At 68.7% G+C, this 14,803-nt stretch carries 15 protein-coding genes; 9 read left to right on the forward strand and 6 right to left on the reverse strand.

The annotated features are described in order from the left end of the window. The first annotated feature begins 200 nt into the window (after positions 1 to 200). The 4 genes from K307_RS41390 (at position 201) to K307_RS41405 (ending at position 4,756) form a co-directional block, all read left to right on the forward strand. On the forward strand, positions 201 to 1,394 hold the full coding sequence (locus K307_RS41390; protein WP_042886803.1) for an MFS transporter: 1,194 nt from the start codon (positions 201 to 203) through the stop codon (positions 1,392 to 1,394). 164 nt (positions 1,395 to 1,558) lie between these two features. Next, positions 1,559 to 2,197, forward strand: coding sequence for a pyridoxamine 5'-phosphate oxidase (gene pdxH / locus K307_RS41395; RefSeq protein ID WP_042886804.1), 639 nt, complete (start codon positions 1,559 to 1,561; stop codon positions 2,195 to 2,197). Between the two features lie 234 nt (positions 2,198 to 2,431). Then, positions 2,432 to 3,673, forward strand: coding sequence for an SAM-dependent methyltransferase (locus K307_RS41400; RefSeq protein WP_042886806.1), 1,242 nt, complete (start codon positions 2,432 to 2,434; stop codon positions 3,671 to 3,673). A 15-nt stretch (positions 3,674 to 3,688) separates the two neighbouring features. Further along, entirely contained in the window at positions 3,689 to 4,756 is a 1,068-nt protein-coding gene (locus tag K307_RS41405) for a DUF72 domain-containing protein (protein ID WP_042886807.1), read from the forward strand. A 7-nt stretch (positions 4,757 to 4,763) separates the two neighbouring features. On the opposite strand, the gene msrA is transcribed toward K307_RS41405, so the two are convergent. The 5 genes from msrA to K307_RS41430 form a co-directional block, all read right to left on the reverse strand. Continuing rightward, positions 4,764 to 5,306, reverse strand: coding sequence for a peptide-methionine (S)-S-oxide reductase MsrA (gene msrA / locus K307_RS41410; protein WP_042886808.1), 543 nt, complete (start codon positions 5,304 to 5,306; stop codon positions 4,764 to 4,766). Positions 5,307 to 5,379: 73 nt separating this feature from the next. Beyond that, positions 5,380 to 6,909 (reverse strand): class I adenylate-forming enzyme family protein, encoded by a 1,530-nt coding sequence (locus tag K307_RS41415; protein ID WP_051975410.1) that lies wholly within the window; start codon positions 6,907 to 6,909, stop codon positions 5,380 to 5,382. Beyond that, on the reverse strand, positions 6,906 to 8,159 hold the full coding sequence (locus tag K307_RS41420; RefSeq protein ID WP_042886809.1) for an acyl-CoA dehydrogenase family protein: 1,254 nt from the start codon (positions 8,157 to 8,159) through the stop codon (positions 6,906 to 6,908). The genes K307_RS41415 and K307_RS41420 overlap by 4 nt, the downstream gene beginning before the upstream one ends. An 84-nt stretch (positions 8,160 to 8,243) precedes the next feature. Further along, on the reverse strand, positions 8,244 to 9,065 hold the full coding sequence (locus tag K307_RS41425) for an alpha/beta fold hydrolase (RefSeq protein WP_042886811.1): 822 nt from the start codon (positions 9,063 to 9,065) through the stop codon (positions 8,244 to 8,246). Further along, the gene (locus K307_RS41430) at positions 9,062 to 10,132 is read right to left on the reverse strand and encodes a hypothetical protein (RefSeq protein WP_042886812.1); all 1,071 of its coding nucleotides are present in this window, start codon (positions 10,130 to 10,132) and stop codon (positions 9,062 to 9,064) included. The genes K307_RS41425 and K307_RS41430 overlap by 4 nt, the downstream gene beginning before the upstream one ends. Before the next feature lie 156 nt (positions 10,133 to 10,288). Here K307_RS41430 and K307_RS41435 point away from each other — a divergent pair, with 156 nt between their 5' ends. Both K307_RS41435 and K307_RS41440 read left to right on the forward strand, forming a co-directional pair. Beyond that, entirely contained in the window at positions 10,289 to 10,846 is a 558-nt protein-coding gene (locus tag K307_RS41435) for a flavin reductase family protein (RefSeq protein WP_042886813.1), read from the forward strand. A 16-nt stretch (positions 10,847 to 10,862) separates the two neighbouring features. Beyond that, the gene (locus tag K307_RS41440) at positions 10,863 to 11,318 is read left to right on the forward strand and encodes a MarR family winged helix-turn-helix transcriptional regulator (protein ID WP_042886814.1); all 456 of its coding nucleotides are present in this window, start codon (positions 10,863 to 10,865) and stop codon (positions 11,316 to 11,318) included. Here K307_RS41440 and K307_RS41445 read toward each other — a convergent pair. Continuing rightward, positions 11,315 to 11,800 carry an Lrp/AsnC family transcriptional regulator gene (locus K307_RS41445; RefSeq protein WP_022536167.1) on the reverse strand — a complete coding sequence of 162 codons (486 nt, stop codon included), beginning with the start codon at positions 11,798 to 11,800 and terminating at the stop codon, positions 11,315 to 11,317. The two genes, K307_RS41440 and K307_RS41445, sit on opposite strands and share 4 nt — an antisense overlap. 158 nt (positions 11,801 to 11,958) lie before the next feature. Between K307_RS41445 and kynB the strand changes: the two genes are divergently transcribed. From kynB to kynA, 3 genes are read left to right on the forward strand one after another with little or no spacing between them, the layout of a single operon-like run. Then, the gene (kynB, locus tag K307_RS41450; protein WP_042886815.1) at positions 11,959 to 12,609 is read left to right on the forward strand and encodes an arylformamidase; all 651 of its coding nucleotides are present in this window, start codon (positions 11,959 to 11,961) and stop codon (positions 12,607 to 12,609) included. Positions 12,610 to 12,637: 28 nt separating this feature from the next. After that, a complete protein-coding gene (kynU, locus tag K307_RS41455; RefSeq protein ID WP_042888094.1) occupies positions 12,638 to 13,894 on the forward strand; it encodes a kynureninase in 1,257 nt (418 codons plus the stop codon). A gap of 13 nt (positions 13,895 to 13,907) precedes the next feature. Further along, entirely contained in the window at positions 13,908 to 14,792 is an 885-nt protein-coding gene (kynA, locus tag K307_RS41460) for a tryptophan 2,3-dioxygenase (RefSeq protein WP_042886816.1), read from the forward strand. Positions 14,793 to 14,803 lie beyond the last annotated feature (11 nt).

A 14,803-nucleotide genomic window follows, 5' to 3' on the forward strand; every position in this document is an offset into this window, starting at 1 on the left:
TTGTGCCCCGCCCGCGCCAGGCGCATAATTAAACGGCCATTTACAAGAAACTTAAGCAATGGCAAGCATCGGATGCGGTGCGGGCTCGCCCGTCTGCATCCTTCGGAAGGCGCGGCTCCGGCCGCCCTTGTTTTCCCGCCTCGGCACGGCCGCCGGCCGCCACGAGCGCGGCCACACGACGCCACTCGCCCGCCCCCGCCATGTCGCTGCCGCACGCCGCCGTCCCGCCGATCACCTGGCTGATCGCGCTGACGGTGTGCAACCACGTGGCCTACAACGCCAGCCGCGTGGTGGTGTCGCTGTTCGCAATTTCCCTCAAGGCTTCCACCGTCACGCTCGGCGTGCTGATGTCGCTGTATGCGCTGTTGCCGATGCTGCTGGCGATCCGCGCCGGCAAGCGCATCGACGAGATCGGCCCGCGCAAGCCGATGACCGCGGGCTCGCTGATGGTGGTGACGGGCACGCTGCTGCCGGCGGTCTGGCATGACATCGGCGCGCTGTACCTGTCGTGCGCGCTGATCGGCGTGGGCTTCATGCTGGTCCAGGTGGCGATGCAGCTGCTGATCGGCCTGGTCTCCACCAATGAGACGCGGCTGCGCAACTACACCTGGCATGCGCTCGGGCTGTCGGTCTCGGGCACGCTCGGGCCGGTGGCGATGGGCTATGTGATCGAGCACGCGGGCTTCCGCCCCGCCTTCATGGTGCTGGTGGCGGTGGCGCTGGTCGGCCAGGCCGGCCTGCAATGGGTGCGCCCGCGGCTGCCGGCGCACGGCGGCAACGCCGGGCGCATCGCCATCGAAGACGGCAGCCGCCATTCCACGCTGGACCTGCTGCAGCATCCCGAGCTGCGCGCGGTCTTCGTCGCCAGTGCGGTGCTGTCGGCGGCGTGGGACCTGCACGCCTTCCTGATCCCGATCCAGGGCTCGCGCATCGGCCTGTCGCCGTCTTCGATCGGCTGGGTACTGGGCGCGTTTGCCATTGCCACCTTCGCCATCCGCGTGGCAATGCCGATGGTGTCGCGCCGGCTTTCGGAGTGGAAGATCATCCGCACCGCGCTGCTGGTGGGCGCGCTGGCCTACCTGGTCTACCCCTTCGTCGCGCATTTCTGGCTGATGTGCGGGCTGGCCTTCGTGCTGGGCCTGGCACTCGGCAGTGCGCAGCCCAATGTCATGAATCTGCTGCACCGGGCCTCGCCGCACGGCCGCGCCGGCGAGGCGCTGGGACTGCGCTCGGCGGTGCTCAATACCAGCCAGGTGGTGTGGCCGCTGACCTTCGGCGTGGTCGGCACGGCGCTCGGGATGCTGCCGATCTTCCTGTCGATGGCGGGTGCGATGGGCGCGGCCGGCTACTATTCGCGCCGCCAGGGGCGCAAGGCGCTGCCGCCGCCGGCCTGAGTTACGTACACCATGCGCCACGCACGCAGGGTGGTGCGTGCGCCGCGCCTTGTCGCCACACAAATGCGACTCCCGACGCATTCGCTATACTCAAATCAGCCGGACCTGCGGCCCCCGCCCCCGGGCGCACCGCGCATCCCGACCGATTTCCTGATGATTGCGACATGACTCAACTCGCCGACCTTCGCCGTACCTATGTCCTGGGCTCGCTGTCCGAAACCGACGTGGCCCCCGATCCGCTGAGCCAGTTCAAGCGCTGGTTCGACGAGGCGGTCACGGCCAAGCTGCCCGAACCCAATGCCATGACGCTGGCCACCGTGGACGCCACGGGCCAGCCGTCAGCGCGCATCGTGCTGCTCAAGGGTATCGACGACCGTGGCTTCACCTTCTTTACCAACTACGAAAGCCGCAAGGGCCTGGACCTGGCCGCCAACCCGCGCGCCGCACTACTGTTCCACTGGGTGCAGCTGGAGCGCCAGGTGCGCGTCGAAGGCTACGTCGAGAAGGTTTCCGACGACGAGAGCGATGCCTATTTCGCCTCGCGCCCGCTCGGCTCGCGCGTGGGCGCGTGGGCCTCTGAACAGAGCCGCGAAGTGCCCGGCCGCGACGTGCTCGAGCAGCGCGAACTGGAATACCGCAGCAAGTTCGGCGAGAACCCGCCGCGCCCGCCGCACTGGGGCGGCTACCGCCTGGTGCCCACGGCGCTGGAGTTCTGGCAGGGACGCCCCTCGCGCCTGCACGACCGCATCGCCTACCGGGTCCAGCCGGCCGGTAGCTGGCAGATCGTGCGCCTGTCGCCCTGAAGAGGCTGGCGCAAGTGCCCGGATGCACACGCAAGGCTCTGTGCCGGAGCCTTCGGAGCAGTGCGCTGCACAGGATGCGGAATTCGACTAAAGTGAGACTGGCGTCGCTTGGTGACTTTTTCGCAAGCGCTCGCGACGGACCTGGGCAAGGCTAGTCCGGTGAAGCAGGCAGTACCAGCCTTGCCCGATGCGTCGTGCGAAGCGTGTGCCGCAACCCATCGGGAGGTAAAGCGCATGTTTTTCAAGCAAGCCCTGGAAAAGCAACTCGACAACTGGATCGCTGACCTGCGTGAAAATGCCAACCTGCCGGTCAGCTTGCGCCTGTGGAATGGCACGGAATACCCGCTCGGGCATTTCGACAAGCCGGAAGTCACGCTGACGGTGCGCGAGGCCGCGGCGCTGCCGCTGCTGCTGACACCTAGCCTGGACAACCTGGGCGAAGCGTACGTTCAGGGCAAGATCGACTTCGAGGGCAGGCTGGCGGACATCATCAAGGTCGGCTACGGCTTGTCGGCCGCAGCCACGCGCCACGCCGGCGGCGCGCTGGCCAAGGTGGCGCAGCATTTCTCGCACACCAAGCAGAAAGACAAGGAGTCGATCCAGTACCACTACGACGTCTCCAACGACTTCTACAAGCTCTGGCTCGACCCCAACATGGTCTACTCCTGCGCCTACTTCGAGAACGGCGACGAGGACCTGGCGACCGCGCAACTCAAAAAGATCGACCACATCCTGACCAAGATCCGGCTGCAGCCGGGCCAGACGCTGCTCGACATCGGCTGCGGCTGGGGCGCGCTGGTGCTGCGCGCCGCGCAGAAGTTCGGTGCGCGCTGCGTGGGCATCACGCTGTCGCAGAACCAGTTCGACCTGGCCACCGAGCGCGTCAGGGCTGCGGGCCTGTCGGACCGCATCGAGATCCGGCTGCAGGACTACCGCGACACCGCCGGCACCTTCGACCGCATCACCAGCGTCGGCATGTTCGAGCACGTGGGCAAGGACAACCTCACCGGGTACTTCGCGCGCATGCGCGAGCTGCTGGCCGACGACGGCTATGCGATGAACCATGGCATCACCTCGCCCGACCCGGACAACGGCGAGACGCCGATGGACGGCGCCGAATTCATGGGCCGCTACGTGTTCCCGCAGGGCGAACTGCCGCATATCGGGCTGGTATTGAGCACGCTGGAGAAAGGCGGGCTGGAAGCGTATGACGTCGAGTTGCTGCGCCGCCATTACGCGCAGACGCTGCGCCACTGGGCGGAGAATTTCGAAGCCCAGGGCGAGACCATCCTCAGCCTGGTCGGCGAGAAGAAATACCGGATCTGGCGTGTCTACCTTGCCGGTTGCGCGCACGCCTTCGAGACCGACAAGATGTCGATCTACCAGGTGGTCTGCCACAAGGCCAAGCTGCCCTCCGGCACGCTGCCGTGGTCACGCCACTACATCTACGACCAACCCATCGGCCGCAATGACTGACGGCGCCCCTCGCGATTGACTGAAGATCTGTTTGGCGGGCTGCCCCTGCCCGCCGTGCCCGCTCAGCAGGAACGGCCCGCTTCGCCCACCCCCTCCGGCAAACCCGCGCGCGCCCAGAGCGTGCAGCCCACGCGCGCGGACGACGCGCTGCAGGCGCTGGCCGCGCGGCTGCCGACGAACCTGTACTTCGGCACATCCTCCTGGGCCTACCCCGGCTGGAACGGCATGGTCTATGACGGCGAGTACGGCGACAGCCTGCTGTCGCGCAAGGGACTGGCCGCGTATTCGCGCCATCCGCTGCTGCACGCTGCCGGCATCGACCGCGGCTTCTATGGCCCGATCCCGCTGGCGGACTACCTGTCCTACGCGGCGCAGGTGCCTGACGGCTTCCGCTTCCTGGTCAAGGCGCCGGCCGGCGTCTGCGATGCCTGGCTGCGCGGCTCGGACGGCGCCGGCCGGCTGGCCAATACGGCGTTCCTGGATGCGGAGATCGCTGTGCGCGATTTCATCACGCCGGCCACCAGCGGCCTGGGCAGCAAGTGCGGGCCGCTGCTGTTCCAGCTGTCGCCGATGGGCGCGCTCGCGGACAGCGCGGTGTTCCTGGAGCGGCTCGACGCCTTCCTGGGTGCGCTGCCGCCGCTGGATCCATCGCTCACGCCGCACGCCTGCTACACGGTGGAACTGCGCGACCCGGCGCTGCTGACGCCGCGCTATATCCGGCTGCTGCGCCGCCACGGCGCGCGCTTCTGCCTGGCGGCGCGCGACCGGCTGCCGCCGGTGCCGCGCCAGGCCGCGGCGCAGGCGCTGATGGATGAGGAGACGCCGGGCCCGCTGGTGCTGCGCTGGATGCTGCATGCGGGCCGCCCGTACGCATATGCTGAAAAGCTTTATGCGCCCTTCGACCGCATCGTCGACGACGATCCCGGCACGCGCCACGCCATCGCCGACGTGGTCGTGCGCACGCTGCGCGCCGGCCAGCCCGCCATCGTCATCGTCAGCAACAACGCCGAAGGCTGCGCCCCGATCAGTTGCGTGCGGCTGGCCGAGGCCATCGCCGCACGGCTGGACGCGGCGCCGCGTTAGCCCGTCCTTACACGCGCAGCTTGCTGGCGAACTGCTTGCGGAACTTGGCCAGCTTGGGCGAGATCACGAAGGCGCAGTAGCCCTGGCTCGGATTGTCCTGGAAGTAGTTCTGGTGGCCTTCCTCGGCGCGCCAGTACGGCTGCTCGGGCTCAACCTGGGTCACGATCGGCGCGTCGAAGACCTTGGCCGTGGTGAGCTGGCGCATCACGTATTCGGCGGTGGCGCGCTGCGCTTCCGAATGCGTGAAGATCACCGAGCGGTACTGGGGCCCGACGTCGTTACCCTGCCGGTCGGGCGTGGTCGGGTCGTGGATGGCGAAGAAGATCTCAACGATCTCGCGGAAGTTGATCACCGACGGGTCGAAGGTCACGCGCACCACCTCGGCGTGGCCGGTATTGCCCTCGCACACCTGCTGGTAGGTCGGGTGATCCACATAGCCGCCGGTATAGCCGGACTCCACCGCCACCACGCCCTTGACCTGCTGGTAGACCGCCTCCAGGCACCAGAAGCACCCGCCGCCCAGCGTGGCGGTTTCAAATTCATGTTCCATTTGCGCCGCTCCCTTGTGTGGTGTCGTGTCACGGCCTCAAGCATAAGCGCAGATCGGCGCCCTTGCAGTGGATTCAGCCAGGCTGGCGCCGGGCCTCCAGCATCGCCCGCAGCCGCGGCTTGAGCACCTTGCCCAGCGCGCTGCGCGGCAGGTCGTCCAGCAGCAGCACCTCGCGCGGCAGCTTGAAGCGGGCGATGCGCGCGGCCAGCGCCTCGCGCACCGGCCCGGGCGCCAGCGTGTCACGCGGCGCGCCCGGCGCCGGCACGATCACCGCCACCGGCACCTCGCCCCAGCGCGCGTCGGCCACCCCCACCACCGCACATTCCTGCACGCCAGGCAGGCCGACCAGCACGTTTTCGATCTCGGCCGGGTAGATGTTCTCGCCGCCGGAGATGATCATGTCCTTGCTGCGCCCGACCACCTCGATGCAGCCGTCGGCGTCGCGGTGCGCCAGGTCGCCGGAATGGAACCAGCCGCCGGGCAGGCCATTGTCAGGCTGGCCCCAGTAGCCGGCCATCACGTTGGCGCCGCTTACCCACAGCTCGCCGACCTCGCCCGGCGGCACCTCGGCGCCGTCCGGGCCGGCGAGGCGGACTTCAGCCTCCGGCTGCGGCCAGCCGGCGTAGCCGGGACGCGCCATGGCGTCTTCCAGCTTCAGCACCACCGACACCGGGCCGGTTTCGGTGGCGCCGTAGACCTGCCCGAGCGGCACGCCGTGCGCATGGAAAGCCTCGATGTACGACAGCGGGATGGTCGACGAGCCGGCCATCACGCCGCGCAGCGACGACAGATCCGCATCCGGCCAGCTGGGATGCGCCAGCACCGCGCGCAGCGTGGCAGGCACCATCAGCGCCAGGCTCGGCCGCGCCTGCGCCACCGCATCCAGCCATGCGCCCGGCGCGAAGCGGTCGTGCAGCGTGACCTGCGCGCCGGCCAGCAAGGCCGGCAGCGTCTGGATGCACAGGCCACCGACGTGGAACATCGGCAGCACCGACAGCACGTGGTCGTCCGGCGTCATGCCATGGGCCCACCAGCTGGCGCGCGCATTGGCCAGCAGGCCGGCCTGGGTGTGCACCGCGCCCTTGGGCTTGCCGGTGGTGCCGGAGGTGTAGGCCAGCAGCAGCGGCGCATCGTCCGGCACGTTAGGGAAGTCGATGCCGTAGGGCGAGGGATGGTCGAGCACGCGATCGAGATGCGCCAGCCGGCAGCCGCTGGCGCAGGCTTCCTGTGCCAGCGCGGCGTGCGCGTCGTCGTGGAACAGCAGCGCCAGTTGCGCATGCGTGGCGATTGCCTGCAGCTCTGCCGCGGCGAGCCGGTAGTTCAGCGGTACGAACATCGCACCCACCCGCGCGCAGGCGAACAGCAGCACCAGCTGCAACTCGTGGTTCAGGCATAGCGTGCCGACGCGGTCGCCGGGACGGACGTCCCACGTCGCAGCAAGATGCGCGCTGGCACGCTCCACTCGCCGCCATAGCTTGCCGTAGGAGAAGGCCTGTCCGAGGTAGTGCAGCGCGGGGCACTGCGGCGTTGCCGCGGCATGGCCATACAGCATGGCCGGCAGCGCGCCAAGCCCGGCGGCGCCGGGACGCGGGGTGGCGCTCATTCGTCGCGCTCGCCGGCTTCATACAGCGTTTCGCGGCCCATCCGGTCGAGGATCAGCTCGGCGGTCCAGGGCAGCATCAGCGCGCCGCAGCGCGAGTCGCGGTAGAGCCGCTCCAGCGGCAGGTCCTTGAGCATCGACTGGCCGCCGCAGGTGCGTATCGCCAGCCGCGCGATATCGTTGGCGCCTTCCATCACCGTGTAGTGCGCGGCGTACAGGCGCAGCCGCTCGTCCTTGGACGGGTTGGGCTTTGCCTCATGGATCGCGCGCCAGAAGAGCGAGCGCATCGATTCCAGCTGGATGCGCATCTGCGCCACCGCGATCTGCTTGGTCGGATACATGCGGCGCTTGACCGGCGGCTGGCCCGGCACCTCCCCGCGCAGGTACTGCACGGTGAAGTCGTACGCCGCCTGCGCCACGCCCAGGTAGGTCGGCGACAGCGTGAAGAACATCGCCGGCCAGGTCTGCGCGGCGCGGTAGTAGACGCCGCGCGGCATCAGCTGCTCGTGGTCGGGCACGAACACGTCCTTGAGCAGCAGCGTGCGCGAGACCGTGCCGCGCATGCCCATCGGGTCCCATTCGCCGGTCACGGTCAGGCCGTCCGCCTTGCCCGGCACCGCGATATAGAGCGTGTCGCGCATGTCGGGATGGTGGTCGCCGCGGTCTTCGGTGCAGAGGATACCGTAGTAGTCGGCGGCGCCCGACAGCGAGGCAAAGATCTTGCGCCCGTTCAGCACCCACCCGCCCTCGACCTTGCGTGCGGTGGTGCCGAACGGCGCCTTGCCCGCCGCGGCGGCCGAGCCTTCGGAGAACGGCTGCGCGTAGACCGCGCCGTCGCGCACCACGCGTGCGAAATGCAGCGCGCGCCGGGCCTCGTGTTCGGCGCGCTGCTCCGGGGTCATGTCGATGCCATCGGACAGCATGCCGGTCCACATGGTCGAGCAGATATGCATGTTGTACGTGAGCGCGGTCGCGCCGCAGAAGCGCCCGATCTCCGCGCCCACCATGCAGTAGGTGGCAAAGTCCGCGCCTTCGCCGCCAAAGGCCTCCGGCACGCACAGCGCCAGCAGCCCGGCGTCGCGCAGGTCGTCATAGTTGGCGAACGGGAAGCTGGCCTCGCGGTCCCAGGTGGACGCGCGCGCCGCGAAGCGTTCGCGGCCGAGGCGGTTGGCCAGCGTCAGCAGGCGCGCCTGGCGCGGGGTGAAATCCGCCGTACCGACGGCGGGGATGAAGTCGAGCTGGCCGGATGGCATGTCGCAGTCTCCTTTTGTGCCGGACGGGGGAGCGCGCGGCGTTGTTCTGGTGCAGCGGTGTTGATGCCAGACGTGCGGTGGGGCTCAGCGCACGGGGAAATGCCTGCGCAGGAAATCGAGCACGGCGTCGTTGAAGGCCGCCGGCTTTTCCATGCACGCCAGGTGGCCGACATCGGGCAGGCAGCGGTATTCGGCGCCCGGAATGCGCTGCGCCATGCGCTCCATCACTTCGGGTGAGGCATTGGTGTCGTGCTGCCCGGCCAGCGCCAACACCGGCACGGCGACGCGCGGCAGCGCGTCGCGCTGGTTGAAGCGCACCAGCGCGCCCAGCGCGGCGCGGTAGGTGGGCGCCGGCACCGCGGCCATCACCGAGGTGGCGAAGGCCACCGCATCCGGATCGGCAGCGGGCGCCACCATCGTGCGCACCAGCCCGGCGGCCATCTCCGCCATGGTCTTGCCCGCGTCCAGCGGCGCGGTGCGCGCGGCGATGAACTCGCGCTGCCACGGCCCGTCGCCTTTGCCGAAGGCGGGCGAGGTGCCGGACAGCACCATGCCGTCGACCAGCGCCGGGGTGGCGGCATAGGCCTGTTGCGCGACCATTCCGCCCATGCTGTGGCCGAGCAGCACCACGCGGCGGCCCGCGTCGCGCTCGGCCTGCAGCAGCGGTGCCAGGGCGCGCGCCAGCCCGTCGAAGCCGTAGGGGTCGATCAGCGCGCTGTCGCCGTAGCCCGGCATGTCCCACGCCAGCGCGCGGTAGCCGGCCTGCGCCAGCGCTTCGCCCTGCGCGGGCCACGCGGCCTTGCCGCCGCCGATGCCGTGCAGCATCACCACCGCGACCGGGCCGTCGCCCCAGGCGAGCGTGGCGATGCCGCTGGCGCGGCGTTGCGTCGTCGGGATCGCGCTCATGCCGCCACCTCCACCAGCGTGCCGGCGTCGACCTCGTTGCGGCCGTCGAGCGACACCGTGCAGTTGCGCAGCGGCAGATCGAAGTGGCCGAGCGTATGCCGCCCCGCCACCTCATTGGCGCCGGTCGAGAACAGGAAATTGCCGGCGAACGCGCGCAGCTCCGTGCCGTTGCAGTCGCGCTTGTCGTAGAACGTCATCGCATCCCAGCGCGCCAGCCGGTTCAGCCCCCAGCCCACGTGCGAGACCGCATACGCGTCGCGCGTGCCCTCGCGGTCGGCCCAGGCCTGGTAGTAGCCGCGCATCATGTCAGCGTCCACGCCCTGCCCCTCCACGCCGACGATGTAGTCGTCCTCGATATGGCAGACCACGGTATCGCGCAGGTAGGTCTTGAAGGTCAGGTTGACGTCGCCCGGCGCCAGCACCAGCGTGCCGTTGACCTGGCGGCTGGCGGGGAAGGCCAGGCACAGCCCGCCGGGCCAGTGCGAGACCTGTCCGGGCTTGTTGCAGTAGCCCCAGACGCCGCCCACGCGCGCATCGGCCAGGCCGATGCGCAGTTCCGTGCCGGCGGCCGAATGCACGCGCATCTCGCGCGCGCCGCGCAGGCGCTTCATCGCGGCGCGCACGGCGCCTTCCAGCGCCGGGTCGGGCTGGCAGCGTTCCAGGATCTCGGGGTGTTCGTTGCTGACCATCAGCAGGCGCGGCACGACGCCGTCGGCGCCGCGCAGGATCTGCGGCAGTTCGGGCGCATGGAGCAGGCCCTCCACCGTGCAGTCCAGTACCAGCTGGCAGCGCGACAGCGCCGCGACCACCGGCGGCAGTTCCTGCAGGGCATCGCTGGCGCCGGTGGAGCGCACCGGCGCGGGCGCGCTGAGTGCCGGTGTCGGCACCTGGATGCGTACGGGGGTGGCGCCCAGCGACTGCACCGCCAGCTCGGCCAAGGCCACGTTGACAGGGCGGGATTGCGACTCCGTTACAATTCCAACAACTTCGCCGCCCTTGAGGGCACAGAGTTCGAGGGTGCGCCGGAACGCCGCCAGCCAGCGGTGTTCGATCTGCTCGATGAGCATGTCTTGTCTCCTGCTTGTTCTTGTATGGCGGCAGGGACCGCCTGGTTTTGTGCGCCACCCAGCGCCTGCCGCGCGGGCATTCGTCGCCGGACTTGTACTCACTGTCCCTGGCGCGAATAATATATATGAAATTTCATGAACTCCAGTGGAGCCCCCATGGGCATGCCTGAGGCCCAGCCACGGATCACCAGCGCCGCCGCCCCCGACTTCGACACGCAGCACTTCCGCCGCACCCTGTCGCAGTTCGCGACCGGGGTCACGGTGATCACCACGCGCGCCAGCGACCATTCCGTGGCCGCGGGCGCGCCGCCGTTCATCGGCATTACCGCCAGCTCGTTCAACTCGGTATCGCTGGACCCGCCGCTGGTGCTGTGGAGCATGGCCACGCGCGCCAACAGCCTGCCGATGTTCCGCGACGGCACCCACTACATCATCAACGTGCTGTCGGCCTCGCAGCTGGACCTGTGCCAGCGCTTCGCCACGCTCAAGGGCGACCGCTTCGCGGGCGTGGACTACCGGCTCTCGGCCACCGGCCTGCCGATCCTGTCCAGTGCGCTGGCGTGGTTCGAATGCCATAACCGCAGCCGCTACGACGAGGGCGACCACGTGATCTTCGTCGGCGAAGTGGAACGCTGCGGCGTGCTCGAATGCCCCGACGGCCCGCTGGTGTTCCAGGGCGGGCAGTTCTCCACCACCGTCCCGCTCGAGCCCTGAGCAGCCCCGGCCCATCATGGCTGACCAGTCCGCGCAGGATGCCCTGCCCTTCGTCGACGGCTACCTGGCCTACCTGCTGGCCCGCGCCAGCCATCTGGTGTCGGGCGAATTCCACCGCGAGGTGGAAGCCAGCGGCCTGTCAGTACCGGAGTGGCGCGTGCTGGCCACGCTTGCCGACCGCCCAGACTGCACCATCGGCATGCTCGCCGAGATCACGCTGACCAAGCAGCCGACGCTGACCAAGCTGGTCGACCGCATGGCCGCCGACGGGCTGGTCAAGCGCAGCACCGGCAAGGAAGACCGCCGCCAGGCGCTGATCTCGATCACGCCGCGCGGGCGCGCGCTGGCGCAGCCGCTGCTGGAACGCGCCGCCGAGCATGAACGTGCGGTGCTGGACGACTTCGGCCCGCAGCAGGGCGCGCTGCTCAAGGAAACGCTGCGCCAGCTGATTGCGCTGCATACCCAGCGCTAGGCGTCCTCCGCGCCCGCCTTCAGGATCGCCAGCGGCGAACTGTCCACCTTGATCCGCTGCAGCACGATATTCGAGCGGATGTCCATCACGCCCTTGGTGCGGTACAGCCGGTTCACGATGAAGTCCGAGTAGTGCTTCAGGTTGCGCGCCTGCACGCGCAGGATGTAGTTGCTGTCGCCGGTGATGATGTACGCCGACAGCACTTCCGGCCACGACTGCACCGCGGCGATAAAAGTGTCGTGCCAGCCTTCGACATCATGGCGCATCGACACCTGCACGATCGCCTCCAGCTCCAGCCCGAGCTGCTCGGCATCGAACCAGGCGCGGTAGCCGCCGATCACCCCCGACTCTTCCAGCAGGCGCACGCGCCGCAGGCATGCCGAAGGCGACAGCGCCACGCGGTCGGCCAGGTCCTGGTTGCTGATGCGGCCGTTCTCCTGCAGGCACGCAAGGATGCGTAAATCGGTGGGATCGAGGGTCATTCGAATTTCCTTCGATGAATCGGTGATTCTTCGCATTTTATGCGAAAGATGACGCCGCCGACGGCCCATTTCGCAAGCCTCTTCCTGCCGATTTTGACTATGATTCCCGACATCGAGGCAGACAAGGACGGCGCTTTGCAAAGACGCCGCGCACCCAGATGACCGCCCCCAATCACGACCCGCGCCGGCTGTGGGACATCAGCCCGCCGCTCTCCCCCGCCACCCCGGTCTGGCCCGGCGACACGCCGTTCCGGCAGGAGCCCGCGTGGCAGATGGACGAGCACTGCCCGGTGAATGTCGGCCGCATCACGCTGTCGCCGCACACCGGCGCCCATGCCGACGCGCCGCTGCACTACGCGGCCGACGGCGCGCCGATCGGCGCCGTGCCGCTGACGCCGTATCTCGGCACCTGCCGCGTGATCCACTGCATCGGCGCCTCGCCGGTGGTGGAGCCGCGCCATATCGAACACGCATTGGCCGACCTGCCGCCGCGCGTGCTGCTGCGCACCTACGCGCAGGCGCCGCTGGCGCAGTGGGACCCGGGCTTCTGCGCGGTCGCCGCCGACACCATCGCGCTGCTGGCCTCGCACGGCGTGCAGCTGGTCGGCATCGACACGCCCTCGCTCGACCCGCAGGAATCCAAGACCATGGATGCGCACAACGCCGTGCGCCGGCACGGCCTCGCCATCCTGGAAGGCATCGTGCTGGATGAGGTCGCCGAAGGCGACTACGAACTGATCGCGCTGCCGCTGCGCTTTGCCGGGCTCGACGCCAGCCCGGTACGCGCGGTGCTGCGCAGCCTGGCCTGAACAACAACCCATGACAACGCATCACGACATGACGACAACTGACCGCGAGCAATGTATCCGGCTCGACCAGCAAGACCCGCTGCGCCCGCTGCGCGACCAGTTCGCACTGCCCGAGGGCGTGATCTACCTCGACGGTAACTCGCTCGGCGCCCGCCCGCGCGCCGCCGCCGCGCGCGCCGCCCAGGTGGTGGCCGAGGAATGGGGCGAAGGCCTGATCCGCAGCTGGAACACCGCCGGCTGGTTCGAACTGCCGCAGCGGCTGGGCAACAAGCTCGCCCCGCTGGTGAGTGCCGGACAGGATGAAGTGGTGGTCACCGACACCACCTCGATCAACCTGTTCAAGGTGCTGGCCGCGGCGTTGCGTGTGCAGCAGACGCGCGACCCGGCGCGCAAGGTGATCGTGTCCGAGGCCAGCAACTTCCCGACCGACCTGTATATCGCGCAGGGCCTGGCCGACCTGCTGCAGCAGGGCTATTCGCTGCGCCTGGTCAATTCACCGGCCGAGCTCAATGCCGCCGTCGGCGCCGACACCGCCGTGCTGATGCTCACGCACGTCAACTACAAGACTGGCGAGATGCTCGACATGGCCTCGCTGACCGAGCTCGCCCACGCACGCGGCGCGCTGACGGTGTGGGACCTGTGCCACTCCGCCGGCGCGGTGCCGGTCAACCTGAAGGCGGCCGGCGCCGACTACGCCATCGGCTGCACCTACAAATACCTGAACGGCGGCCCGGGTTCGCCCGCCTTCGTCTGGGTCGCGCCGGCGCTGCGCGATGCCTTCTGGCAGCCGCTGTCGGGCTGGTGGGGCCATGCCGCGCCGTTCGCGATGGAGCCGCAATACCGCCCGGTCGACGGCGTGCGCCGCTTCCTGTGCGGCACGCAGCCGGTGACTTCGCTGGCGATGGTCGAGTGCGGGCTGGACATCTTCGCCCAGACCAATATGCAGGTGCTGCGCGCCAAGTCCCTGCTGCTGACCGACTTGTTCATCGAACTGGTGGAGGCGCGCTGCGGCCACCACCCGCTGACCTTGATCACGCCGCGCGAGCATGCGCGCCGCGGCAGCCAGGTCAGCCTGGAGCATCCGGAAGGCTATGCGCTGGTGCAGGCCCTGATCGAGCGTGGCGTGATCGGCGATTACCGCGAGCCGCGCATCGCCCGCTTCGGCTTCACGCCGCTGTACACCAGCTTCACCGATGTATGGGATGCTGTGGAAATCCTGCGCGATGTGCTGGACAGCGGCGCCTATCGCGACGCGCGCTTCCAGACGCGCGGCCAGGTGACCTGATCGGGAGCGCATCATGAGTGAATTCAAGGGATGCCCCTTCTCCGGAACTGCCAGCGAGGCTGGCACGACAGCACAGGGCGATGGCTGGCACGGCGCGCAAATGGATTTCGCCAGGGAGATGAGCTACGGCGACTATCTCGGCCTGGACCAGATCCTGAATGCGCAGCACCCACTGTCGCCGGATCACAACGAGATGCTGTTTATCGTGCAGCACCAGACCACCGAGTTGTGGATGAAGCTGATGCTGCACGAGCTGCGCGCGGCGCGCGAGTCGGTCAAGGCCGACAGCCTGCCGCCGGCGTTCAAGATGCTGACGCGGGTGTCGCGGATCATGGACCAGCTGGTGCAGGCGTGGAACGTGCTGGCGACGATGACACCGCCGGAATATTCCGCGATGCGCCCTTACCTGGGGATGTCGTCGGGCTTCCAGTCGTTCCAGTATCGCGAGATTGAGTTCATTCTCGGCAACAAGAACGCGGCCATGCTGAAGCCGCACGCGCACCGGCCAGAGCATCTTGCGTTGGTGGAGACCGCGCTGAAGACGCCGTCGCTTTATGACGAGGCGATCCGGCTGATGGCGCGGCGTGGTTTTGCGGTCGATGCCGATTGCGTGGAGCGCGACTGGACGCAGCCGACTGCGTACAACGCCTCAGTCGAGGCGGCGTGGCTGGAGGTCTATCGCGATCCGACGGCGCACTGGGAGCTGTACGAGCTGGGCGAGAAGTTCGTTGACCTGGAGGATTCGTTCCGTCAATGGCGCTTCCGCCATGTGACCACGGTCGAACGCGTGATCGGCTTCAAGCGTGGCACCGGCGGCACCGAGGGTGTCAGCTATCTTCGCAAGATGCTGGATGTGGTGCTGTTCCCGGAGCTGTGGAAGCTGCGCACGGACCTGTAACGCCTGCGCAC

It is taken from the genome of Cupriavidus necator A5-1 (assembly GCF_000744095.1).
GTDB lineage: Bacteria > Pseudomonadota > Gammaproteobacteria > Burkholderiales > Burkholderiaceae > Cupriavidus > Cupriavidus necator_A.